Origin of the sequence: Prevotella fusca JCM 17724 (assembly GCF_001262015.1) — a bacterium.
GTDB classification, from domain to species: Bacteria; Bacteroidota; Bacteroidia; order Bacteroidales; family Bacteroidaceae; genus Prevotella; species Prevotella fusca.
Map to the genome: position 1 here is coordinate 105,640 of NZ_CP012074.1, position 24,741 is coordinate 130,380.

Sequence of the window (24,741 nt, forward strand, 5' to 3'; positions counted from 1 at the left end):
ATGAAGATAAATAAAGGAAAAACGATAGTCCTGCTTGCAGGAACAGTTCTTACGGCAATGAGCTTGCATGCTGGTGCGTTCCGTGCCAGTGCTTCTGTTGGTCTGGCTGACTCTGTGAAAACTGAGACAACTGCCATGGATAAGTCGAACAGTGTCGTAGATGAAGTCATCTGGGTAGTAGGTGATGAACCTATACTGAAGTCGGAAGTCGAGATAATGAGGCTGCAGTCTGAGGCAGAAGGCATGAAGTGGGATGGCAATCCTGAGTGTATTCTGCCCGAACAGATTGCCGTTCAGAAACTTTTTCTCCATCAGGCAGCCCTTGACAGTATTGAGGTGACAGAGTCAGAAATATCCCAAGGCATTGAACAGCAGATTAACTACTGGATTTCCCTGCCGCAGATTGGTTCAAAGGAGAAGCTCGAAGAGTTCCAGCACAAGAGTATGGCACAGATTCGTCAGGACCTGCATGACGACTACAAGAACCGTCAGCTCGTGCAGAAGATGCAGGAGAAACTGGTCAGCGATGTGAAGATTTCACCTGCTGAGGTACGTGAATACTTCAGAAAGCTGCCCGTAGATAGTATTCCGATGATTCCTACAACGGTTGAAGTTGAGATTCTTACGCAGACTCCGAGAGTTGAGCCGGAGGAGGTGAACCGCATCAAGAACCAGCTGCGTGATTATACGGATCGTGTTACGAAAGGCGAGACATCCTTTGCAACATTAGCTCGTCTCTACTCTGAAGATACTGGGTCTGCCCGACAGGGTGGCGAGTTGGGCTACATGGGACGTGGTATGCTCGACCCTGCATTTGCTGCAGCAGCTTTCAATCTTACTGACCCTAAGAAGGTTTCAAAGGTCGTAGAAAGTGAGTTCGGCTACCATATTATCCAGCTTGTCGACCGTCGTGGCGATAAGGTGAACTGCCGTCATATCCTGTTGAAGCCGCATGTGTCAATGGCTTCTGTTGATGCAGCCAAGGAACGTTTGGATTCAATAGGCAAGGATATCAAGAAAGGTAAGTTTACATTTGAGGATGCTACGGCTTATCTCTCTGATGATAAAGACACGAAGAACAACCACGGACTGATGGTCAACTCGTCTGAAAACTCCCGTACATCACGTTTCAAGATGAAGGATTTGCCGACAGAAGTGGCTCGTGTAGTCGAAACGATGAAGGTTGGAGAGATCTCAATACCGTTCCAGATGGTCAATGCCCGAGGCAAGGTTGTCTGTGCCATTGTGAAGCTGAAGGCACGTGTGCCAGAGCATCGGGCAACGATTACCGAAGACTTCCAGGCTATGCGTGACATCGTTACTGCTAAGCGCAGGATGGAAATTATCCATGACTGGGTTGTGAAGAAAGTAAAGGAAACCTATGTAAGGATTAATCCTCGTTATAAAGATTGTAAGTTCCAGTACGAAGGTTGGATTAAATGACAATAAACAGCAGGTATAAAGATACATTTTGCGGGCATAGAATCCTGGTAATCATGATTCTATGCCTGTTTGGACTATGGCAGTCACAGTCGGTTATGGCTCAGAAAGTAGCGGAGAAGAAAGGCAACAAATTCTATATTGACCATGCCGACAATCTGCGTCATAACCAGATGGAGATGCCCGATGTGATGATTGCTAAGGGAGATGTACGCTTTCGCTACAAGGGAATGACGCTTAAGTGCGACAGTGCTTATTTCAACGAGAAATCAAACTGGTTCAAGGCGTTCAGCCGTGTACACATCACCCGTCCGGGTGGGGTGACACTGGATTGCCAGCGTCTTCATTATGACGGTTACGGACAGATGGTTCAGGCACGTGGAAAGGTGGTTGCGAGAGAGCCGGGCAGGTCGCTCCGTTGCGACAGCTTGGATTATAACACAGCATCTAAGGTCGCTAACTACTTTGGCGGACGTGGTACGTTGGTCTATAATGGCAATACTGTTATCGCTGACCAGGGCGACTACAATACGGAGACACATGATGCCAACTTCTTCGGAGATGTCGTGATGTTCACGCCTAAGTATCGTATCACGACACCAGAGGCGCACGGTAACACCGAGACAGGTCTTGTCCACGTCATCGGCAAATCGGTTATCAAGACAGCCAAAGGGGAAGTAGTGCACACGAATGATGGTACCTACAACAGCAAGACTGACCACATGGAGCTAAACGGACGCTCCACCATTACCTCACCAAAGCAGGATGTTGAGGGTGATAACATCATCTACAACAGTACGACAGGCGATGCAGAAGGTCATGGTAATGTGAAGATTGTTGACAAGGCAAACAACCGTACCATCATAGGTCAGGATGTGTTCTATAATGAAAAGACGGGGCATAGCAACGCACGTGGCAACGTGAAGATTGACGACCGTAAGGTGCAGCGTGTCATTACAGGTGATGAAGTGACCTATAATGCCAAGACTGGCTATAGCGAAGGGCGTGGTAATGTGAAGATTGTGGACAAGTTGAAGCAGCGTACCGTGACAGGTCGTGACCTTACCTATAACAGCAATACGCACGAAGGAACAGGTGAAGGCAATGTATATTACATTGACTACAAGGGAAAGCACGCTTTCTATGGTGATTACCTGCATTACACTGATTCTGCTGCGATAGCCTTCGGTGGCAATCCCGGACCTGTTGCCAAGGACTTCTCACAGGGTGATACGCTCTTTGTACATGCTGATACCATCAGTATGAAGGGCTTTCACATGAATACTCCACAGATGTATCGTGAGATATATGGTGTGAACAACGTCCGTGCCTACCGTACAGACGTACAGGCTGTGTGTGGTTTTATGGTAGCCAATACCAAGGATTCTTGTCTGACGATGTATGATTATCCTATCGTGTGGAGCGGTAACCGCCAGCTGGTGGGCGATTCCATCAAGGCGTATATGAACGACTCCACCATCCGTCAGGCGTTTGTCTATGGCAATGCTTTCTCTATCGAGAAGCTGCCCGACAATAAGTATTACAATCAGATATCCTCGAAGGATATGCGTGCTGACTTCGTGAATGGTGCTGCCCGCCGTGTTGATGCCTGGGGAAATGTGGAAGTTATCTTCTATCATACCGATAAGGATAGTACGCTCATCGGGCATAATTATACCGAGACGGACACTCTTCGGATGTTCATTTCGCCTGAACGGAAGTTGCAGAAGATATGGATGTCGAAGTCGAATGGTGTCATAAGCCCGATGACGCAGATACCGCCCGACAAGTTGACACTGCCTCACTTTGAGCTTTTCGATGAGGTACGCCCTAAGGATAAGGGTGATATATTCCGCCGTGCCGCACGTAAGACGAGTGCAACTGTGCGTAATGCACGGGTATCTCTACCGCCCCGACAACATATAGAATGACGAAGGATTACGTCGGATGCAGACTTGGTTGGATGATTGCCTGTCATTGGAAACTCGATAACTAAGGGCTGGTAACAGGCATACCAAGGCTTTGTAGAACTATTACCAAGGTTTTGTAGAAACATTACCAAGGCTTTGTAGAACTATTACCAAGGCTTTGTAGAACTATTACCAAGGCTTTGTAGAATCATTACTAAGGCTTTGTAATATCATAGCCAATGGTTGGTAATATTTTGCCAAGCAGCAAGAAAGCGACGAAAAGACCGCTGTTTGCAGGTTATCTGCTGTCTGTCTGGCTGCCAAAGTCAAGTCGGTTTTTGTGTTATTTATCAATACAGGGAATATTGTCAGTCCCCTTTCAAATCATTGACTTGATGGTATTGGTCATCTGGCTTGAAACCCTTGACGCTCTAACTTCTTAAATTCCTTATACAAGAATGTTTTTCTTCCAGTCATCACGTCCCCGTCGTTTCCACCATGAGTATATGTATGTGGACGAACGCAAGGAACTGCTCAAGGATATGGAGCAGCGTGCACGCCGTGAGCTGAACGGTGAAAAGGTTTCTGACAGCAGGTGTCGGGAGGAACTGCAGCACAGGTTCAGCGGTTCATTGAAGCCCGAAGTGCTGCGCCATCGAGGCAATCGTTTTACGGCAATGTGGGTGTCGTTGATTCTTTCAGCAGGTGTCATCGCCCTGCTTACATTATTTTTATTCATTGCTTAACAGGATAGTTCATGAGTGATATTATACAACTTTTACCAGACAGTGTAGCCAATCAGATTGCAGCTGGTGAGGTCATCCAGCGTCCGGCTTCGGTTGTCAAGGAGTTGGTGGAGAATGGGATTGATGCCGGAGCAAAGCGTATTGATGTGCTGGTGGTTGATGCCGGGCGCACTTCCATTCAGGTAATCGATGATGGGAAGGGTATGTCAGAGACCGATGCACGCCTTTCTTTCGAGCGTCATGCCACTTCTAAGATTCGCAAGGCGGACGACCTCTTCTCGCTTCGTACGATGGGTTTCCGTGGAGAAGCACTGGCATCCATTGCTGCTGTGGCTCAGATAGAACTGAAGACACGCATGGAGAGCGAGGAACTGGGTACACATCTGTCTGTTTCGGGCAGCCGTTTTACTGGTCAGGAGCCTTGTTCCTGTCCTGTGGGAAGCAACTTCCTGGTTGAAAATCTCTTCTTCAATGTGCCAGCCCGCCGCAAGTTCCTGAAGTCGAATACTACCGAGCTCAATAATATCATCACAGCCTTTGAACGCATCGTACTGGTCTATCCGCAGATTTCCTTTACCCTGCACAGCAACGGGACAGAGCTTTTCAGCCTTCGTGCCTGCAACTATCGCCAGCGTATCGTTGAAGTATTCGGCAAGCGACTCAATCAGGATCTTCTGCCGATAGATGTTGATACGAGCCTTTGCCATATCCACGGCTTTGTCGGTAAGCCAGAGGCAGCACGGAAGAAGACACCGCATCAGTATTTCTTTGTCAATGACCGCTATATGAAGCATCCCTATTTTCACAAGGCAGTCATCACGGCTTTCGACCGACTTATCCCACAGGGAGAGCAGGTTCCTTATTTCCTTTACTTCGATGTGCCGGCAGAGAATATTGATGTGAATATCCATCCGACCAAGACAGAGATAAAGTTTGAGAACGAACAGGCTATCTGGCAGATTCTGCTTGCAGCCGTTAAGGAGGCTGTTGGACGTTTCAATGATATTCCAGCCATTGACTTTGATACCGAGGGCAAGCCAGATATTCCTGTGTTTAACCCCAATGCAGGTACGTCTGCACCAAAGATTGACTTCAATCCATCCTATAATCCTTTCAAGCAGACGGCTCGGCCGAATAAGCCTTCGGCACCGGAAGGCTGGGAAGACCTCTATGCCGGCTTGGATTCCGGAGGTGAAATCCGCCAGTCAAAGCTCTTTGAACAGGGTGAGGTGGAGACGATGGACAGTGGAATGGAGGAAGGAACGATTATCTCCTCGGCAGTAACACAGTCTGTTGATGAGACAATAATAGAGGACAAGGCACCGTCGCATTATCAGTATAAAGGCTGTTACATCATGACTGCCGTGAAGTCGGGGCTGATGATTATTGACCAGCATCGTGCCCACATCCGTATTCTCTACGAAGAGTATCTGCGCCAGCTGTCTGAGCATAAGGTACATTCTCAAAAGGTTCTGTTCCCAGAGATGGTTCAGTTCTCTGTTTCTGACCAGACGGTTCTTGACCAGGTCCTGCCCGAGATGGCGGAGATGGGCTTCCAGCTTGACAGCCTTGGTGGTGGCAGTTATGCAGTCAATGGTGTCCCAGCAGGCATTGAGGGGCTGAATGTCATTGCGCTTGTCAATGATATGGTGGCTTCAGCTATGGAGAGCGGAACGAGTGCGAAGGATGAGATTGACCAGACTTTGGCACTGAGCCTTGCCCGTAATGCAGCCATACCGCAGGGACAGGTCCTGAGCAATGTTGAGATGGATAATATTGTCAACGAGCTCTTTGCCTGCAGTAATGTCAATTATACGCCTTCTGGTGAACCTGTGATTGCGATAATGAAGCAGCAGGATATTGAGCATCTCTTTGATAGTTGATGGTCTTTTTGTTGGGACTGTTTGTCTTATTAGCCCTATTAGTCTGATTAGTCTAATAGGGCTAATTGTTTGTTATAGCCTTTATTTAAAGTTGATGCTCAACGTTAAATAAATTGTATTTTTTTGAAAAAAGCGACCGTGATAGATTTTAATTATTATCTTTGTGCATAGGCTTAGCACCATTGTCAAGTCTTATTGTCTGGCAATGGACAGGAATGGATTAAGATTGTTAAATAATAAGATTATGAAAAAGTTATTGATACTATTGGCATTGGCTGGTGCATCTCTGACCAGTTTTGCGCAAGATGAGGTTCTTACTGATAAGTATAGCGTCGCAACAAATTCGTTCTGGAGCAACTGGTTCGTACAGGTCGGTGCAGACTGGAATGCGTGGTATTCCGATCAGGAGCACGGTCGTGATGCTGCTGTCAGTCCTTTGAAGGACTTTCGTTCAAAGTCGGGTGCTTCCTTCGCCATCGGTAAGTGGTTCACACCAGGTATCGGTCTTCGTACAAAGGTACAGGGTATATGGGGCAAGCGTGTGGGTGCTGACAGCAATCCTGCGTCTCAGCTCGATAACAGTAACAAGTACTGGATAGCACAGGAGCAGGTGATGTTCAATCTTAGTAACCTCCTTTGTGGTTACAATGAGAACCGTGTATGGAACATTGTTCCGTTTGCTGGTGCCGGTGTCGGACGCTCTATGTCTGCCAACCGTTATGCCATGGGGTTGAGTGCAGGTCTTCAGTCGTCCTGGAAGGTCAGCAAGGGAATGCGTGTCTATCTTGAAGCTGGTTGGAACCGCTATGAGGGTGACCTCGATGGTGCTGCCTATGCGAATAACGAACGCCGTGGATGGGAGTCACACGACAATAACCTTTATGCGGAAATCGGTCTGAACTTCAACATCGGTAAGGGCACTTGGGACAAGACACCGGATATGGAAGCCATTAATGCACAGCATCAGGCAGCACTCGACGCACTGAATGCCCGCCTTCAGGATGCAGAGGAAGAGAGTGCCCGTCTTCGTGATGAACTGGCTAATCAGAAGCCTGTCGAGACTACATCAGAATCTGTTAAGCAGTTGATTACAACACCTGTTTCGGTCTTCTTCGATATTAACCAGTCTACAATAGCTTCGCAGAAAGACCTTGTAAATGTACAGGCACTTGCCAAGTATGCCAAGGAGAACAATAACAACCTCCTTGTGACTGGCTATGCTGACAGTGCAACGGGGTCTGCTGCTTACAACCAGAAGCTGTCAGAGCGTCGAGCAGCTGTTGTTGCCAACGAGCTTGTCAAGATGGGCGTTGAGAACAACAAGATTACGACTGTTGGTAAGGGTGGGGTAGAGACCTTGTCTCCAATCTCCTTCAACCGCCGTGCAACCGTTCAGATTACGGAATAAGATAAGTATAGTCAAGATATTTCTCAAATGCAAGTAGGGATACACGGTCGTGTATCCCTACTTTTTGTTATGATGATAGGACCAATTGGGCTTATTAGGCTAATTGGTCTAATAAGTCCAATACCAGTTCTTTTATCATTGCCCCTTTGTGTTCCCCATCGTGTAAACAATGGTTTAAAACCCTTCTGCTGCGTGGTAAGACGAACGGACAAGCGGACCGCTCACCACGTGCTTGAAGCCCTTGTCTAATGCAATCTGCTTGTATTCGGCAAACTGTTCGGGTGTGATATAAGCCTTGACAGGCAGATGATGGGCTGTAGGCTGGAGATACTGACCGAGTGTGAGGCGTCGGCAGCCTGTTGCGAGGATGTCGTCCATAGTCTCTAAGATTTCCTCGTGTGTCTCACCCAAGCCGAGCATGAAGCCTGTCTTGGCAGTGATGCCACAGTTCGTAATCTCTCGCAGCACGTCTAAACTACGTTCATAGCGTGCCACAGAACGCACGGATGGTGTGAGGCGACGCACCGTTTCCATATTATGTCCTGCCACATGCGGATGTGTTGCCATCACCTGGCGTATGAGTTCCGCCTGTCCCATGAAGTCGGGGATGAGCAGTTCAATCTTTGTGTCGGGATTCAACCGTCGTACTTCCTCAATGGTCTTTATCCAGTGGGCAGCACCATAGTCGGGCAGGTCGTCACGGTCAACGGAGGTAATGACGGCATAACGCAGTCCGAGTGCCTTGATCGACTCTGCCACATGGCGTGGCTCGTCGGGATTGAGCTGTCTGGGTTTGCCGCTCAAAGTATTGCAGAAGCGGCACTTACGGGTACATATCTCACCACCGATCATCAATGTTGCCGTGCGAGCCATCCAACATTCCGAGCGGTTCGGACAGAGTCCGCTCGTGCAGATGGTGTTCAGATGATGCTTGGCAAGGATGCCTGCCGTCTCACCTGTCGACTTCTTCGATGTGAGGTCTATCTTCAGCCACTCCGGCTTCATTACGTGCGGTTCACGTCCGAAGAGCAGACGGAGGAACTGCCGTAGCGTCAGACCACGTATGATGGTTGACAAGTCCAGTTCCTGCAGCGTTTCGCCTACAGCTTCCCGTGTGAACTCACAGCCCTTGAGTAGTGCAAGGAAATCGTGGTCGATGTCGCCAAGAAGAAAGTAGTCGCCCACCATATTGATGCTCCCGATGATGTTGTTCTTCAGTTCCACATGTGCCTCGAGTGTTCCGACACCTTCAAAGCGATGTTTCCGTACAATGGAATATTTCGGATTCTTCCCATAGACGAACTCATAGGAAGCCAGTTCTTTCTCAATCTCAGCCACCTCTTTCATGTCTTCTTCGGTCAGCTTCAGCACGTCCTCACCGCACATCTCCCGTCTTACATGGTCCATGAAGTCCGTTATGTTCAGCTGTGTGTAGGTTGCAACGTTTGTAACACGCTGTCTGATAGATGCCACCCCCTTGCTCTGCAGTTTCTCCTTTGCTGGAGTGAGTGCATTGGAGAGGTGGTCGAGCTGGGTGTCGAAGAGCAGGGAGTTATGCAGCACGCTTCGGTTGGGAAGCTGATAGAAAGCGCAGCCCGACACCTTTGTGTTGTCGATAAGAATATCATTACGTCCCGACAGCTGTGCATCAATATTCAGTCCTTGCAACATTCCCGCCATCCGTTGCATGTATTGCGCAAAGGCTTCATTGGCATTGACGGCGCACGAGATATAGGAGAACTGTATGCAACCCTTGTCGGCATAGATACATCCGCCGCCGCTTTTCCGTCTGAAAATATCTATCTTGTGTTCCTTGCAATAGTCTGTGTTGACCTCATTGTCAATCAGTTGGTTGCGCCCCAGCATTACCGTAGGGTTCACACGCCAACCCACAAAGTAGTCGTCATCGGTGTAATGACGTGCCACGTATTCTTCCACTGCAAAGTAGAAGGGCAGTTGATGAATGGTATCTGGTTTTGGCAGTAGTATATATTTCATCGTTGGTATTGATTGTTTTATGGGAACAAATGTACAAATAAAATAATTAAAGAGAGAATAGAAAGTGAGGAAAATAGTGGAAAGTGGTTGTTAGGGCAATAAGGCAATTTAGTCTTATTGGGTTAATCGTTATCCCTTTTGAATGCGAGAGGAACTGAGAATGTTCTCTTTTTCCCTTTTTATGTTATGCCGTCTGGGTAGTTGGATAAGGAGAGTGACATTTTAGCCATGTCCACCCGTTACTATGCCTTTCCGTCTTCTATAAACAACTTGTTCTCATGTCAATCGTCTTTTGTAAACTATTTTCATCTAACTCAAAGCGGATACATGCTCTTTTGGCTTCTAAAAGACGCCCAATTGGCTTGCAAAAGATGCCCTTTTGAGGTCTAACTAACGCCCTTTTGAAGTCCAATTAAGCACCTTTTCTTGTGCAGCTCCATAACCAACTGATTTACTGCTGGTTGCAAACTTGCTTTTTACACGTGTTTTCACCTTTGTTTGTAGATAGTTTGTCCGAGATTATGTCATGATTTTTCAATTCATTGTCTGCGATTTTCAAAGTGTTAAAATGAAAAGGTTTTCTGTGTCGGAGGATGATAACAGAATAGACAGCCAAGACTGTCTTGGTTATTATTTTGTATAATGCATAACTTCGGTTCTTTTGCTAAAACTATGCGAAAAGTGTCCACGCATTTAACGGAAGAACCATTTTAGGGGTGGCTTGTTATAAGAAGAATAAGTAGGAAAAGTTTTCTTTCCCCTTTTTCAAAAGGCTTTTCATGTTGCCTGTTTCATATTTGTAGTCTGCTGATACGTTGCGTGTTACGTATTTCAGTTGTACACTCCTGCGAATTATTTTCATGAAAAGAAATATTTTCTTTCATGAAGAAAAATATTTATTTACGTGAAAAGAAATAATTATTTACGTGAAGAGAATTTCACAAAGCACGTAATCATACGTAGTTTTGATGTTACGTTGATGAGTTGGCAAGCTGGAATTAATATGGTATTTATAGTGTTATTTGATGGAAAAAGTGAAAAAGAGACAAAGTTCAAGATAAGTTCAATATAAAAACTTTTGCCATTGAATAGATAATCACTACCTTTACAAATAAAATCATGTCACGAGTCATTTATCTTCCAGAATGCCTTTAATTGGAGAACGAATCAAGGATGGGAATTATAGTAACAGAAGTTTTTCCCATAAGGTCTATTTTACCTTTTTCAATATTGCTTATTACTGCAACATCTAAATAGAGGATATGTCTTATTGCATCCCACTCCTCAGCTCTTTCGGTATCTGCTCCCCTCCCTTTGTGGGAGGGGCTGTCTTTCTTTTATCTTACTTCACATTCCCCACCTTAATCAGGTACTCTGCAATCTGCACAGCATTCAGTGCAGCACCCTTACGGATCTGGTCGCCAGTAAGCCAGAGTGTATTGCCGTTGTCATCGGCAAGGTCCTTGCGGATACGACCCACATAGATGTCGTCGTGACCGGCACTCTCGAGCGGCATCGGGTAGACGTAGTTCTGCGGATCGTCAACGACGGTAACGCCTGGGGCAGCCTTCAATGCCTCACGGATTTCGTCAGCAGAGAGCGGGCGCTCGGTCTCGAACCATACGGTCTCAGAGTGGCTGCGGAGAGAAGAGACGCGGACGCAGGTGGCAGAAGTGCGGATGTCAGAGTGCATAATCTTACGTGTCTCGTTGAACATCTTTACCTCTTCCTTTGTATAGTCGTTTTCTGTCATTTTGTCAATCTGTGGAATGACATTGTATGCCAACTGATGTGGGAACTTCTCGATAGTTTTCACCTCGCCTGTCTCAACAAGTTCCTTGTACTGCTGCTGCAGTTCTGCCATAGCGGCAGCACCTGCACCGGAAGCACTCTGGTAGCTGCTGACGTGCACCTTCTTGATATGGCTGAGTTTGTCGATAGGGTTCAGTACGACAACCATCATGATTGTTGTACAGTTTGGGTTGGCAATGATGCCACGTGGACGGTTCAAGGCATCGTCTGCATTGATTTCCGGGACAACCAATGGCACGTCATCATCCTGACGGAACTGGCTGGAATTGTCAATCATGACAGCACCGTACTTGGTGATGGTCTCAGCAAACTCAGCTGATGTTCCGCCGCCAGCACTGGTAAAGGCAATATCAACATCCTTGAAGTCATCGTTATGCTGGAGCAGTTTTACCTCGTATTCCTTACCCTTGAATGTATATTTCTTACCTGCAGAACGCTCAGAACCAAAGAGAACAAGCTCATCCAACGGGAAGTTTCTTTCATCTAAGATGCGCAGGAACTCCTGCCCTACAGCACCACTGGCACCAACAATTGCTACTTTCATATCTTTTATCTTTAATTGTTTACTAACCTATTCGTAGTTGCAAATTTACTATTTTTCCGCAACACAGACAACAGGATGTCACTCTTTTTCTGTTTCCATGGTTATGATTCATGATGAAGCCGTTGTTTTCTGCCATTCAGTGATGACGTCAGAACTTATTAGGCAGTTAATGTTAGGAGGTTGCCAAAGTTTTTTCGTAACTTTGCAAGCAGTAATTTTATAGACACTCATGCTGAATTTATCTGAATATTTCCCGATAACTGACCCGACATTGATTTTCTTCGTTGTCCTGCTGATGATATTGCTTTCGCCTATCATCATGGGACGGCTGCGCATTCCGCATATCATCGGTATGGTTTTGGCGGGTGTCATCGTAGGACAATACGGACTGAATATCCTTGGTCGTGATGCTTCATTTGAGCTTTTCGGGCGTGTCGGACTCTATTATATCATGTTCCTTGCTGGTCTGGAGATGGACATGGAGGGACTGAAGAAGAACCGTAACAGGATGGCAGTCTTCGGTATGCTGACCTTTTCAGTACCATTTATAATGACTTACTTCATGGGAGTCAGCCTGCTTGGCTATCTTCCGTTGGCATCGCTTCTGCTTTCGGCAATCATGGCTTCTAATACCTTGATAGCTTATCCGATAGTGGGGCGGTATGGACTGACACGGCATACGAGTTCGACGCTGAGTGTGGGGTCGTCCATGATGGCACTCTTTATGGCGTTGATAGTCATGGCATCCATCGTCAACTCGTTTCATGGGAATGGCGGAATTGCTTTCTGGTTGCTGTTCATTGTGAAGTTCGTTGTTTATTGTGTCGGTCTTATTATGGTGATTCCACGTGTGACACGCTGGTTCCTTCGTCGGTATTCTGATGCTGTGATGCAGTTTATCTTCATCCTTGCCGTGGTGTTCCTGTCGGCAGCCTTGTCGGATGCAGTAGGACTGGAAGGCATCTTCGGAGCGTTCATGTCCGGCTTGATACTGAACCGTTTTGTGCCAAAGGTGTCTCCGTTGATGAACCGCATAGAGTTTACAGGTAACGCACTCTTCATTCCTTACTTCCTTATCGGGGTGGGTATGCTGATTAATGTACGCCTGCTTTTTGAAGGAAGCAAGATTCTTTGGGTTGTGTTCTGTGTCGTTTTCTTCGGTACTTTGGGCAAGGCTGTGGCAGCTTACTTGGCTGCCCGCATCTTTCGTATGTCTTGGCTGTCAGGCCACATGATGTTCGGTCTGACCAGTGCCCATGCAGCCGGTGCCATTGCGATGGTGATGGTGGGGCGCAGACTGGAGGTTGCTCCGGGTGAATACCTCTTTGGTGACGAGGTGTTGAATGGGGTTGTGATAATGATACTTTTCACCTGTGTCATCTCAACCGTCATAACCGAGCGGGCTGCACAGCGGCTTCGTTTGCAGGAAAAGGAAGAGCTGGACGTGACGAAGAACCTTGATGATGAGAAGATACTTATCCCTGTGAAGTACCCGGAGTATGCCGATAGTCTTGTTACGATGGCTACCATGATGCGCAATCCCCGTTTAAAACGGGAGTTGGTGGCATTGAATGTGGTGTATGATGATGTGAATATGCGACATAATCAGGCTGAAGGACAGCGGTTGTTGGATCATCTTCAGCATCTGGCGAGTGCCTCTGATGTGCCGATGACCACACAGGTACGCATAGCAGCCAACATTGCCAATGGTATCAAACATGCCTTCAAGGAGTTCCAGGCATCAGAGATATTGATGGGGTTGCACTTCCATAAGGAGATAAGCCGTAGCTTCTGGGGAGAGTTTACACGAAGCCTTTACAATGGATTGAGCCGTCAGATAATCGTGACACGTATCATGCAGCCGTTGAATACAATCCGTCGGATACAGGTAGCTGTGCCTTCGCGTGCAGAGTTTGAGCCTGGGTTCTACCGTTGGTTAGAGCGACTGGCACGTATGGCAGGCAATCTGGAGTGTCGTATCACCTTTCACGGACGACAGGATACGCTGCAACTTGTCAATGAGTTCATCCGCAATCGGTTCTCAAGTGTAAGGGCTGAGTATGAGGAAATGGAGCATTGGAAGGAGTTGCCCAAGCTCGCTACGAGGGTTCGTGAGGACCATCTCTTTGTCATTGTGACTGCCCGTAAGGGGACAATATCCTATAAGAGTGCGATGGAACGGCTGCCCGAGGAGGTGAATAGGTGTTTTAAAGGCAAGACGATTATGATTATCTTCCCCGATCAGTATGGTAACAGAATGGATGATATGACCTTCGCCCAGCCGCAGCATACCGAGGAGCGCAGCGCATACGAGGCTGTAAGAGAGTGGATTCATAATAAGGTATAAGGGGGGTAGCCCAATTGGACTTGTTAGCCTAATTAGTCCAATAACCCCAATAAAAGAACAGAATATGATTGACATTAAGAACATAACAAAAAGTTTCGGGTCGCTTCAAGTGCTGAAAGGCATTGATCTGCACATTGATAAAGGCGAAGTTGTCAGTATTGTCGGACCGTCCGGGGCTGGCAAGACCACCTTGTTGCAGATACTCGGAACGTTGGATAAGCCCGACGGTGGTTCTGTTGTTGTGGATGGCATTGACGTTGGTAGCTTGTCAGGAAGCAAGTTGAGCGACTTCCGCAACCAGCACCTGGGTTTTGTCTTTCAGTTCCATCAGTTGCTACCAGAGTTTACAGCTCTTGAGAATATCATGATTCCGGCTTATATAGCAGGCAGGAAGACCAAGGATGCACGTCAGCGTGCCGAGGAACTATTGGAGTTTATGGGCTTGAGCGACCGTGTCAACCACAAGCCTAATGAGCTTTCAGGCGGTGAGAAACAGCGTGTGGCAGTAGCTCGTGCGTTGGTAAATAATCCTGCTGTCATCCTTGCCGATGAGCCTTCGGGCAGTTTGGACTCAAAGAATAAGCAGGAACTTCACCAACTCTTCTTCGATCTCCGTGATAAGTTCGGTCAGACCTTCGTCATCGTTACACACGATGAAGGGCTTGCAAGTATCACAGACAGAACGATACATCTTAAGGATGGCTTGATACAGAATGACATCAGTCAAGAGACAGAATGATGTTTGTTGAAAGCCAGAATGACATAAAGACATAGTTTTTAATGACATATTCTTTATAGAGTATGTTTGTAGACGATAAACTTAATTATTACTATTCGCCTGATGAATATAGAAGAGCTTATAAAGCTGATAATCAATAAAGCCTATGAGGTTCGGAGCCATTTTGTAGCTGGGTATTTAGAGAGTGTTTATAAGAAAGCATTGCTAATAGAACTCAGAGAAGCTGGACTGAAAGTAGAAGAAGAGGTTGAGATGCCTGTGATATATAAAGGGCATGTAATAGGTGATTTTCGTGCAGATATTGTCGTGGAAAGATGTATCATTATAGAACTAAAAGCTGTTGCTCAGTTATTACCAGCACACGCAATTCAACTTGTAAACTATCTCTCTGTGTCAGGAATAGACAATGGACTGCTTATAAATTTTGGCTCGACTGAACGGCTGGAGGTTAAGCGTAAGTATAGAGTCTATAATCCTCATGCCTAAAAGGTAAATCGAGCGAAAGCTCGATAAGAAAATATGTCATTGAAAGAATATGTCTTTATGTCATTCTGGCTTCAGACAATTTAAATATAGAATATATGTCTAAAATAAAACTTGGAGCATACAATAAGCTCACAGTACAGAAGGTTGCCTTGCGTGAAGGCAACGGTGACCCGTTCGGACTCTACCTTGATGGTGGACCGGCTGGTGAGATTCTCATGCCCCAGAAGTATGTCCCTGAGGGTACAGAGATTGGTGATGAACTGGAAGTATTCGTCTATCTTGACCAGGACGAGCGTCCGATTGCTACCACCGAGGAGCCCTTGGCACAGGTAGGCGACTTTGCTTACTTGGAGTGTTCGTGGGTGAATGAATATGGTGCATTCCTGTCCTGGGGCGTGATGAAGGACCTCTTCTGTCCTTTCCGTGAGCAGAAGAAGCGTATGGTAATCGGCAATAGTTATATTGTTCATATCCATCTTGACGAAGATAGTTATCGTCTTGTTGCTTCAGCGAAGGTGGAACATTACCTTGACGAACAACCACGGGGTTATAAGCACGGACAGGAAGTTGACCTGTTGATATGGCAGAAGACCGATCTTGGCTTCAAGGTCATCGTTGATAATCAGTATCCGGGGCTTATCTATGAAGACCAGGTGTTCCAGTACGTCCATACTGGCGACCGTCTGAAAGGCTACATCTCAACCGTTCGTCCTGATGGTAAGATTGACTGCACTCTTCAACCAACCGGACAGCAGCATGCAGAAGACTTTGCTGAAGTGCTGCTCCAGTACCTGAAGGATAACGGTGGCGTATGCGACCTTGGCGACAAGAGCGAAGCAGAAGACATCAAACGTCGTTTCCAAGTATCGAAGAAGGTGTATAAACGTGCTGTAGGCGACCTCTATAAGCGTCATCTGATTACAGTTGAACCGCTGGCGATAAGGCTGGTTTGATGGAAGTCGGGCTAAAATAAAGGATAAACAAACACAATGCAGAATCAATTTTCAAGAACCCAGATGCTTCTTGGGAAGCCTGCTATCGACACGTTGAGAGGTAGTCGGGTGGCAGTCTTCGGTGTTGGTGGCGTGGGAGGTTACGTTGTTGAGGTGCTTGCACGCAGTGGCGTGGGTGCTATTGACATCATTGACGACGACCGTGTGTGTCCGACAAACATCAACCGGCAGATTCTTGCCACTACAAAGACAGTGGGGCTGTATAAGGTTGATGTGGCTGAAGAGCGTATCCATGCCATCAATCCCGATTGTATTGTGCGCAAGCACCCTACTTTCTACCTGCCCGAAACTGCCGGTCAGTTTGATTTTTCCCTTTATGATTATGTCGTTGACTGTATTGATACGGTCAAGGCAAAGCTCGATATAATCTGCCGTTGTCATAGTCTGGATATTCCTTTGCTTTCCTGCATGGGTGCTGCTTATAAACTCGATGCCACCCAGTTCCGTGTGACTGACCTCTTCAAGACCATCAATGACCCGTTGGCAAAGGTTATTCGCAAGAAACTCCGCAAGACAGGTATCAAGCACGTGAAGGTTGTCTATAGTCCTGAAGAACCGCTTGAAAGCATCGGTCAAGGTGAAAGTTCCGGTCTCTCCGATGGCAATACCTCTGGCGATGACATGCAGGTAAGTACCGAATGCCGTCCTGTCCCCAGCTCTAACGCATGGGTACCGGCTGCAGCAGGACTGATTGCAGGCGGTGAAGTAGTGAAAGACCTCATCAACTCCGCTCGCACCATGCGCATCCGCCCGGAGGATGAGGCTGCCAGCGAACCTGCCCGCATTGCTCGTGAGCGTGCTGCGATGATGCTTGAGGAAAGCAAACGACTCAAGGTTACTGCTGGGGAAGGCGAGGGAGAGGCTTAGGAATTCTGTGTTTAGGGTAATGAAATATATTTACATTTGTTTTTGTTGTTGCTGTATTGAAACGGAGAAAAAAGACCTTGTTTTCCCTGTTTGTAACAAACAGACAATCAACAGGTTATAAACCTGTGCAAGAAAAGGTGCTTAATTGGACTTCAATTAAGGCTTAGTTAGCCTCCAATTAAGCACCTTTTGAACCTCAATTAGGGCTTAATTGGAATGGAATTAAGCACCTGTAATTTTCCAATGTGGGATTTATTTTTACAAACCATGTAGAGCAGTTGTTTGGTACAGAACTGTTCTTACTGAAACCTGTTTTGTATCCAATCCTTTATTATACGCTTGTTAATGCCTTTACTGACTGACAGGTAAGCTATGTTCTCGTATTGAAAACGTATGTCGAAGAGTTGCTCTATGTGCTCAACGTATGTTCGGAGCTGTAGCAGGTCGGGCATTCCGACATCATTTTTATCTACCTTTATTGTGAAGATTTCAGTTTCAGATGCCTTGATGCGGCGCATTTCGGACGAGTTGCAGTTCTCTATATTGATTTCGTAGGTGTTACCCATAACACGGGGAGAACCAAAGTTAATGTGGAGTTTGAATCGGCGGGTACGTTCTTCGTCCGTCAGTTCGGAGGGCGTAAGCCTTGCGCCGTCCGTGGTAAGTTCAATATCGACAGCCCATTTATATCGGTTGGCAGGTGCTGTTCCTAACTTGTTCAGTAGCTGATAGGAGGGCAACGTGTCAAGGACACTGTCATAGTAGGTTTCTATTTTTGCGCATAAAGGATGCTGTATCGTCGGGAAACTGAAGATTTCAAACAGATAATTAAGGAAGAAGGGAGTCCCGGAAATGTATTGGTCAATCAGCTGTTGGAAATAGGAGAGTACCGCCGGCGATTGCGAGAAAGCCAGCACAGCCCACACCGCACGCAGGCTGATGATGTCGTGATGCTCTGCTGCTGTTCGCTCCGTACTGTCATATTCTGCCAGACAGTCTAATAGGAAGGCATCCACTGTTGGTGTAGAAAACTTGCGTAGCTTCTCAACAATCTTTTCATCGGGGTAGTATGAGTCTGTAATCTTGTTGCATAGCTGTTTAACTAACTTCGCATCAGCTGCATCCAGTTGCCCCAGTCGCTTTTGGATAATATCTTTCAGATAGGTCATTTCTTCTTTGTTTTACGTATGCAATAATCGTAAAAAAATCCGAGATATACAAGGTTTCAGTTCTCAATTATAGTATTTTAGCATCCTTTGCTTCCTGCCTTGAAGGTTTTGTTTGTTCTGTCAGAAAGCCGCCCATGTACTTGCAAAGTACGGGGTTGCCTGCCTTTGCAAAGCTGCCGATGGTAGGCAGAGGTGAAGACACTATGTACATTGGGTGTCACAGAACTTACAACGAACTGTAATGAATGTTTAGAAAACTTGGCAGGGGCTTGTGTTCTGTATCTTTTTCGTATCTTTGTAAGCATATAATACAATCATATAATATGGAAACAAACAGATTTGAAGCTCCGCAGGACTGGGGTATGTATATGCAACAGCTGGAGGACAAGCCAGCCGTAACACGTGTGAATATTGCGCTCAACACGGTGGCTCCCGTGGATGGTTACCGTTATCGCCTGCAGTTGGCAGTGTATTACAGGACGCCGACGGAGAATGGTCTGCCTGTTGCGGAGGAGAATCCGGAACTGTGGAAGATTGAGGATGCCTTTGTGGAACTGCTCAATAAGGTAGATGCCATTGATGCAGGATTGATGAAATGGAACAATCGGGTAAACTTCTTCTTCTATGCAAAGGTGGCAGATGTGGGTGATGAGCTCGTCAAGGGGCTGAAAGAACAGTTCCCCGACTATGAGTACAAGCTGTGGGTTGATGAGGATGAGCAGTGGGAAGGATATTTCCTGACGCTCTTCCCCAATAAGTATTCGATGCAGGAAATACAGAACAACAAGGTGCTTTCTGCGCTTGACCGTGAGAATGATGACCTGGGGAAGGAACGTGTCATAGAGCACTTCCTCCTTTTCAAGGATGAAGCTGCAGCCAATCGCTTCGTGGAGAAGGTTGCGGAGAAAGGTTTTGTGGAGTTCCATCGCAGTCCGTTGGAAGATAATGAATACATGCTGCAGATAGGAGTTTCACGCCCTGACATTCCCGATAATATTCATAACATCACATGGTATCTGCTGGATGAGGCGGAAGAAGCAGGCGGATATTACGATGGTTGGGGCTGCGGTATGGCATAAGACGACAGCTGCCAGCTGTGGTGTAAATGAGAAAATGTTGGTTTTCTTTTGGCGGTTACATGTAAAATTCTTATATTTGCGAGTAAACTGACAACTTGGAACTAAGAACCAGGTATAAAATATTTTGAATATGAAATTACGGGAAGTTAACATAGTTGTTTCCAACAAAAGGACAGGGGAGACTTATTTAGCCAGATCCTTTCCATGTAGTGATAGGAACCATAATGGAAAGCAAGAATTATATGAAGTTCCTGTATACTATGTATATATAAAGGGGGTAGATGAGAATGGTATAAGTGTTACAAAAACGTGGAAGGCTCTTCGCTTTATGCCATATTACAAGCCTCGCAATTTCCCTGCACCATATAGAACAGTAGGATGGGCTGATAGTGGACTGCGGCAATTAGGGAGACGGACATCTCCTCGATACAATAGACACTATCAAGTCCATAACACGTATTCAGAATATAATGGAGCCATCGTTTTAAGAGACAGCTTCTACATTCATGCTGGTCCAGAGCGATTAGCTCATGAGGGGTGGGGAGCAGCAGGTTGTGTCGAAGTTATTGGTAATTTCGGAAACTTCAAGGCTGATATATATAAGCTGTCTGGTTCTACTGATTTTGATATTGAGCGGACTCTTGAGACACTGGTTGAACAAAAGAAATTATTTGTAGAAGTAGAGTCTGCAATGGCACCTTCCTTGAAGAGTAAATTTAAGAAAGAAGTATAGAAATGAGGCACTGTTTATCACTTTTTGTATTGATTAGTCTGTTGAATCTCTCTTCTGTTGCAGGAAGAGATACGGGTTCGTATGATACATTAAAGGCATTGTGTCCTAACGATTCCTGTAAAACAGGCATTACTGTTTCGGAGTTAATGGAGTATTCCTGGGATAAAAAGGCATATCCTAAGGATTCCTCTTGCAAGATTCATCAGCTTGAAAATATACACCAGTATAACGTAATGCCAGTTTTTAAGTTCCTTGTCAGAAAGAGTGGTAAGGCTTTAAATCTGAAAGCTGATAATATAGAATATTCTTGCCTGCATACCCGTTTGAAGGCATCTCGCCTTAATGAAAAAGATAGCGTATGTGATTCATATTTCGTTATAGAGAGTATTGTATTCCCATCTTCGCAGGAAAGACTATCAAACTATTTTAAAACGAAGATCAATAATAAGCTGTTAAAGGTTGACGTTGTGTCGGAAGCACCCGTTTCATGCTTTACTTATTGGAGAGGGAATGCTTTGATAATTGTTTGGTACAATTTCTTTGATGATGAAAAGCTGATAAAGAAATCGGTGGAAACTTACTTGAGAAACTTGGAATAGGGCTGATTTATTATTGGCTCCTTAGATAGTCGTTCCTTAAAAAGCCCATTTCGTCGAAAAGTTAACTGAAATTAACTTTTCGGCGATACTCTTTATAAAGCACAAAAGAGCTCTCATAGCTCTTCTGAAGTTATATGCTGCAGCTGCCAGCATTATATTCATAGCATCTCCTTTCACACCTTTATAAAAGTTGCGAGATAATCTGTAATCACTTTTAAGATGTCCTATGGTTGGCTCTATTCCTGCCCGCTTGCAAAACAGTTTGTGTTTCTTTTTCTTTTGATAGTAACTATCTTTGTCTTTAGGGGCTTGTGGTATGAGTATTTTTGTTGTTCCAACCAGATCTGTTCCTCTATATCCTCTGTCTCCTGCCAAGTTGTCAATGCGCTTGCCTGTCATTCTTTCGGTTTGTTGTAAGGATGCTTCTATGGTATGCCCATCATATTCATTCCTAAAAGAAACGGCAGCAAGAATAATTCCTGATAACGAACGGATAAATGAGGCTTTGTTGCCAAACTCATACTTCTTATGTTCCTTACCCTTACTGATGCATTGTACTTCAGGCTCGTGAAGAGAATATATCTTATTACGACTGTTACGTTTTTGAGAAAGGACCTTATAGAAGAGCTCAAACATCTTTTCATAGCCTTTCCTGTCAGGAAGATTACGGTCAGGTTCTCTGACCAAACGACCGGCTATGGTGCGCAGACTCCGGTCAGCCTTGACAGCCTTCCTGTGATTCCTGGGGTGATTGCGAAAACGTTGGTTGCGAGAGATTGCTTTCTGTGTCCTTTGGTAGCTCTGACGTAAAGGAAGTTTCTTCTCACGAACGATTTTGAGCACTCGATTGATTATCTTTTTATGCAACTTCGCATCCGTTGGGTAAGTGATATTCTTCTCCTGTACCGTAGAATCTATAAAAGCTGTGTTAAAATGATTCTCATTATCATTCTCAGTATTGACACGGATGCTCTCAGCAAGAATGACTTCCATTCCTTCTTCGCCTATACGATTGCGGAAGTGAACCAAATCAGAAGCTTCGCAAGGTTCTTTGGGAAGAAACTCCAGTTGACCACAGAAATACTGATAATAAGCATTTTCACTCCACTGTAAAACAACACTTTCGTCAGAGACATTACGCAAGTGTTTCAAGATTAAAAGTCCGCACATCAAACGAATAGGATGCGCAGGGCGACCATTTGTACTACAATACAAACGAGAGAAGGAGTCTTCAAATCTACGCCAGTTGATTTTATTACCAAGCGTATAAAGGGGGTGGTTGTGATTGAGCATATCCTCTAAGGAAGAGAATAATGATAATTGATTAGAGGTCCTTTTTAACATATATTTCTGCAAGTTTTATACTGTAAAGGTATAAAAACTTGCAGAAATATACAAATAAACAGAGAGATAATTAACTGTAAATCAGTATGATATAATGTATTTAAGGGATGACTAAATAGTATATGGATTTGAAAAGATTGATGACTGACATAGAAGATATGATAACAGATGTACGGACAAAGAAATTTACGTACAATACTTCCTCGAAAGTTCCTTCGCTTTCTGGCTGTGATTTAACATACGAAAGTGGATATGCAAAAAAAGGCAAGTGTATTGAAACATGTGTTTTGTTTGTTGATATCCGAAACTCTGTGGAGCTGACTTGTAAACATTCTACTGAAACGATGGGACAAATTTATACCGCCTTTACTAAAGGGGTACTTTGTGCAGCGAGAGAATATTGTGGATATGTTAGAAATATTATAGGGGACAGAGTGATGGTTGTATTTCCTGTTAATAGCTGTTTTGTTAATGCGGTAAATTGTGCCATTACAATTAACCATATATCTCACTTGATTAATAAAGTATTCTCTAATGTTGATTTTCGTTGTGGTATAGGTGTCGATTATGGTGAAATGCGAGTGATAAAAGTTGGCATTGAGCGTAAAGGAGACGAGAACGCAGAAAATAAGGGATTAGTATGGGTGGGTAAACCTGCTAATCTTGCTTCACGCCTTACTGATTTCGCAGGTAAAATGATAGAAGACGAATTTTATAATGTAACAGGAATGTTTTATCGTTATGACCCATTATATATCCCCTCGTTTTTAAAAAAGCCACGCAATGGATGGTTTGAAGAAAGAAGGAGAATTACAGCAGAACAGCTTGCGCATGAATTATATTATTCTCCAACTAATGGTTTATGTATTAACATTTATAACATTTCTTCATTTGAGAAAGAAATGGTAAAATATAAGTATAGCCCTATATTGATTTCAGATAAAGTATATTCGGAGTTCAAAAAACAATTTCCGCAAAGAGCCTCAATGTGGAAGCAAGAAAAGAGAGAGATAAGAGATATAACATTCAAGGTATGGGGAACTGATTTGTGTTGGAAACTAACGTAAGTATTTTGTATACAAATGCAGAATGCTTGCCTTTATAATTAAGGTTATTCTCAATTATTTTTTATTTAGTTTGCTGTCATTTTTAACACTCTTCGTACTGTGCTTATTATCAGTACTTTATGTCTAATAATAGAGTGATAGGAATGACAGCAAACTTTTATATTATAATGTTGTGTGGTTTAAGTTCTTTTTATATTCCTAATTGGTAAAATAATGCAATGTTAATAAAAACGCTGTATGCCAATGAATGAGAGCTATAATATAAACTTATAAGTTATGTGTTATTGCTTAGTACTTGTTGCGTTTATGCCTAACACATATTGTGCGGATGCTTAGCACCAATGGTGCGGAGGGTAAACTCCCTATGCAAATGACTCTTTGTAATAGGGAGTAACTTATAGAATAACCTGCGTTTTCAGTGAAACTACAGGGTAATTTTAAGGGATGTTATTACCAATTAATTCCAAATCCGATACTTGCAAAGACGATAGTCCTGTCTTTGTAGAGATTTGTTCGTGAGTTGTAATGGCGGACGCCTAATCCGAATCTTGGTTTGATTTTACATGTTCCTAAGTCGGTGAACGCCATTGCCTCATAGTAGTCATATTTCCAATCACTGTTTTTTCGTTTCATATTGCTGCCATATCCGATTTGTGCCCCAATATTATAATTCTCTGAGTGATAGACTGCGTAGCCAAGATTTAAACCTACGATGTGACTATGAGCATAGTCTTTTATACCATTCTCTTTAAAAAGAGCGATAGCGTTCTCATATCTAAGGTCTGCATACAGGTTATCGGTAATATTGTAACCTAAGTCGCAACAAAGTTCGTAGGGCTTAAACTGTTTTGAAAGTCCTATTCCTTGAACCTGCATTAAGGTCCTAAATGTTCCTTTCTGTGAGAATGCTGCTATTGGAATTAGTAATAGGAAAAGAAGAATATGTCTTTGTCTCGTTTTTGAAACAAGAAACTCTACGTAAGATAGTTTTCTCATTGTAATAGGATTTAATTAAATAATTAATACTCGTTACAAAAATAGAAAATATAATGTTTTATGTCAAGTCTTTTTGGAGATATAGTTTGAAAGTTTTTTTGGTGCTTCCGAAATATGGAGTGATAAAGTAAGCCTACTGCATATGAAAGGCACACAGAGAGAGGGAGAACACGGAGGTGAAAGTAGACAATATCACGGAGGTGCCGAAGGCACAAAGAGCGACAGAGGTGTAGTGTACGTGTTGCTGATAGCTTTGGTTATAAACGTTTTTAACCTCACTCGGTTATTAAACCCTAAACATATTGTGGTCTAATGACTGATTGGGGTTTAATAAATCTTGCAAACCACTGCTTTGTAATGAAGTAGATAAAAACATTAATAAAACTCGCAAATATCCTCTGTTCCTCCACACGTACCAACGGTACCTCTGTGTCTAACGATTTCTGCTATATAAAACCTCTGTGCTCTCCATTTCTCTGTGTGAACTTTTTTCAAAGTTTTAATCTCAAAAGGTATCACTCCAAATTGCTGAAGCCCCTTTTTAAACGAAGTTCGAGAGTT

Annotated in this window: 19 protein-coding genes; 14 read left to right on the plus strand and 5 right to left on the minus strand. The window is 44.6% G+C overall.

All coding sequences use genetic code 11. The features are described 5' to 3' along the window. From ADJ77_RS00455 to ADJ77_RS00475, 5 genes are all read left to right on the plus strand, one after another. A complete protein-coding gene (locus tag ADJ77_RS00455) occupies window positions 1-1,443 on the plus strand; it encodes a peptidylprolyl isomerase (RefSeq protein WP_025078706.1) in 1,443 nt (480 codons plus the stop codon). 53 nt (window positions 1,444-1,496) lie between these two features. Beyond that, window positions 1,497-3,371 (plus strand): OstA-like protein, encoded by a 1,875-nt coding sequence (locus ADJ77_RS00460; protein ID WP_050695908.1) that lies wholly within the window; start codon window positions 1,497-1,499, stop codon window positions 3,369-3,371. A 437-nt stretch (window positions 3,372-3,808) separates the two neighbouring features. Next, window positions 3,809-4,096 carry a hypothetical protein gene (locus ADJ77_RS00465; protein ID WP_025078707.1) on the plus strand — a complete coding sequence of 96 codons (288 nt, stop codon included), beginning with the start codon at window positions 3,809-3,811 and terminating at the stop codon, window positions 4,094-4,096. An 11-nt stretch (window positions 4,097-4,107) separates the two neighbouring features. Next, entirely contained in the window at window positions 4,108-5,979 is a 1,872-nt protein-coding gene (mutL, locus tag ADJ77_RS00470) for a DNA mismatch repair endonuclease MutL (RefSeq protein WP_025078708.1), read from the plus strand. Between the two features lie 244 nt (window positions 5,980-6,223). Then, window positions 6,224-7,387 (plus strand): OmpA family protein, encoded by a 1,164-nt coding sequence (locus ADJ77_RS00475; RefSeq protein ID WP_025078709.1) that lies wholly within the window; start codon window positions 6,224-6,226, stop codon window positions 7,385-7,387. Between the two features lie 174 nt (window positions 7,388-7,561). Here the strand turns inward: ADJ77_RS00475 and lipA are convergent, their stop codons facing one another. Next, window positions 7,562-9,385 carry a lipoyl synthase gene (gene lipA, locus ADJ77_RS13115; protein ID WP_081784448.1) on the minus strand — a complete coding sequence of 608 codons (1,824 nt, stop codon included), beginning with the start codon at window positions 9,383-9,385 and terminating at the stop codon, window positions 7,562-7,564. 1,342 nt (window positions 9,386-10,727) lie between these two features. Then, window positions 10,728-11,741 carry an aspartate-semialdehyde dehydrogenase gene (locus ADJ77_RS00485; RefSeq protein WP_050695909.1) on the minus strand — a complete coding sequence of 338 codons (1,014 nt, stop codon included), beginning with the start codon at window positions 11,739-11,741 and terminating at the stop codon, window positions 10,728-10,730. Between the two features lie 229 nt (window positions 11,742-11,970). Between ADJ77_RS00485 and ADJ77_RS00490 the strand changes: the two genes are divergently transcribed. From ADJ77_RS00490 to ADJ77_RS00510, 5 genes are all read left to right on the plus strand, one after another. Continuing rightward, entirely contained in the window at window positions 11,971-14,088 is a 2,118-nt protein-coding gene (locus tag ADJ77_RS00490; RefSeq protein ID WP_025078711.1) for a cation:proton antiporter, read from the plus strand. 64 nt (window positions 14,089-14,152) lie between these two features. Beyond that, window positions 14,153-14,827: an ABC transporter ATP-binding protein gene (locus ADJ77_RS00495; RefSeq protein ID WP_025078712.1), complete on the plus strand. Its 675-nt coding sequence runs from the start codon at window positions 14,153-14,155 to the stop codon at window positions 14,825-14,827. A 102-nt stretch (window positions 14,828-14,929) separates the two neighbouring features. Then, window positions 14,930-15,313 carry a GxxExxY protein gene (locus ADJ77_RS00500; protein ID WP_025078713.1) on the plus strand — a complete coding sequence of 128 codons (384 nt, stop codon included), beginning with the start codon at window positions 14,930-14,932 and terminating at the stop codon, window positions 15,311-15,313. Between the two features lie 95 nt (window positions 15,314-15,408). Continuing rightward, a complete protein-coding gene (locus ADJ77_RS00505) occupies window positions 15,409-16,266 on the plus strand; it encodes a CvfB family protein (protein ID WP_050695910.1) in 858 nt (285 codons plus the stop codon). A gap of 36 nt (window positions 16,267-16,302) precedes the next feature. Next, complete coding sequence (locus ADJ77_RS00510) at window positions 16,303-17,193, plus strand: tRNA threonylcarbamoyladenosine dehydratase (protein ID WP_025078714.1); 891 nt, start codon at window positions 16,303-16,305, stop codon at window positions 17,191-17,193. A 299-nt stretch (window positions 17,194-17,492) separates the two neighbouring features. Here the strand turns inward: ADJ77_RS00510 and ADJ77_RS00515 are convergent, their stop codons facing one another. Further along, window positions 17,493-18,362: a hypothetical protein gene (locus ADJ77_RS00515; RefSeq protein ID WP_025078715.1), complete on the minus strand. Its 870-nt coding sequence runs from the start codon at window positions 18,360-18,362 to the stop codon at window positions 17,493-17,495. Window positions 18,363-18,685: 323 nt separating this feature from the next. Here ADJ77_RS00515 and ADJ77_RS00520 point away from each other — a divergent pair, with 323 nt between their 5' ends. The 3 genes from ADJ77_RS00520 (at window position 18,686) to ADJ77_RS00530 (ending at window position 20,773) form a co-directional block, all read left to right on the plus strand. Further along, the gene (locus ADJ77_RS00520) at window positions 18,686-19,441 is read left to right on the plus strand and encodes a DUF695 domain-containing protein (RefSeq protein WP_050695911.1); all 756 of its coding nucleotides are present in this window, start codon (window positions 18,686-18,688) and stop codon (window positions 19,439-19,441) included. Between the two features lie 130 nt (window positions 19,442-19,571). After that, window positions 19,572-20,174, plus strand: coding sequence for a hypothetical protein (locus ADJ77_RS00525; protein WP_025078718.1), 603 nt, complete (start codon window positions 19,572-19,574; stop codon window positions 20,172-20,174). 2 nt (window positions 20,175-20,176) lie between these two features. Next, window positions 20,177-20,773 carry a hypothetical protein gene (locus tag ADJ77_RS00530; protein ID WP_025078719.1) on the plus strand — a complete coding sequence of 199 codons (597 nt, stop codon included), beginning with the start codon at window positions 20,177-20,179 and terminating at the stop codon, window positions 20,771-20,773. Between the two features lie 36 nt (window positions 20,774-20,809). On the opposite strand, the gene ADJ77_RS00535 is transcribed toward ADJ77_RS00530, so the two are convergent. Continuing rightward, window positions 20,810-22,117 carry an IS5 family transposase gene (locus ADJ77_RS00535; RefSeq protein ID WP_050695912.1) on the minus strand — a complete coding sequence of 436 codons (1,308 nt, stop codon included), beginning with the start codon at window positions 22,115-22,117 and terminating at the stop codon, window positions 20,810-20,812. A 140-nt stretch (window positions 22,118-22,257) separates the two neighbouring features. Here ADJ77_RS00535 and ADJ77_RS00540 point away from each other — a divergent pair, with 140 nt between their 5' ends. After that, window positions 22,258-23,184, plus strand: coding sequence for an adenylate/guanylate cyclase domain-containing protein (locus ADJ77_RS00540; RefSeq protein WP_042741124.1), 927 nt, complete (start codon window positions 22,258-22,260; stop codon window positions 23,182-23,184). 450 nt (window positions 23,185-23,634) lie between these two features. Here the strand turns inward: ADJ77_RS00540 and ADJ77_RS00545 are convergent, their stop codons facing one another. Next, the gene (locus ADJ77_RS00545; protein WP_244148543.1) at window positions 23,635-24,180 is read right to left on the minus strand and encodes a hypothetical protein; all 546 of its coding nucleotides are present in this window, start codon (window positions 24,178-24,180) and stop codon (window positions 23,635-23,637) included. Between the last annotated feature and the right edge of the window lie 561 nt (window positions 24,181-24,741).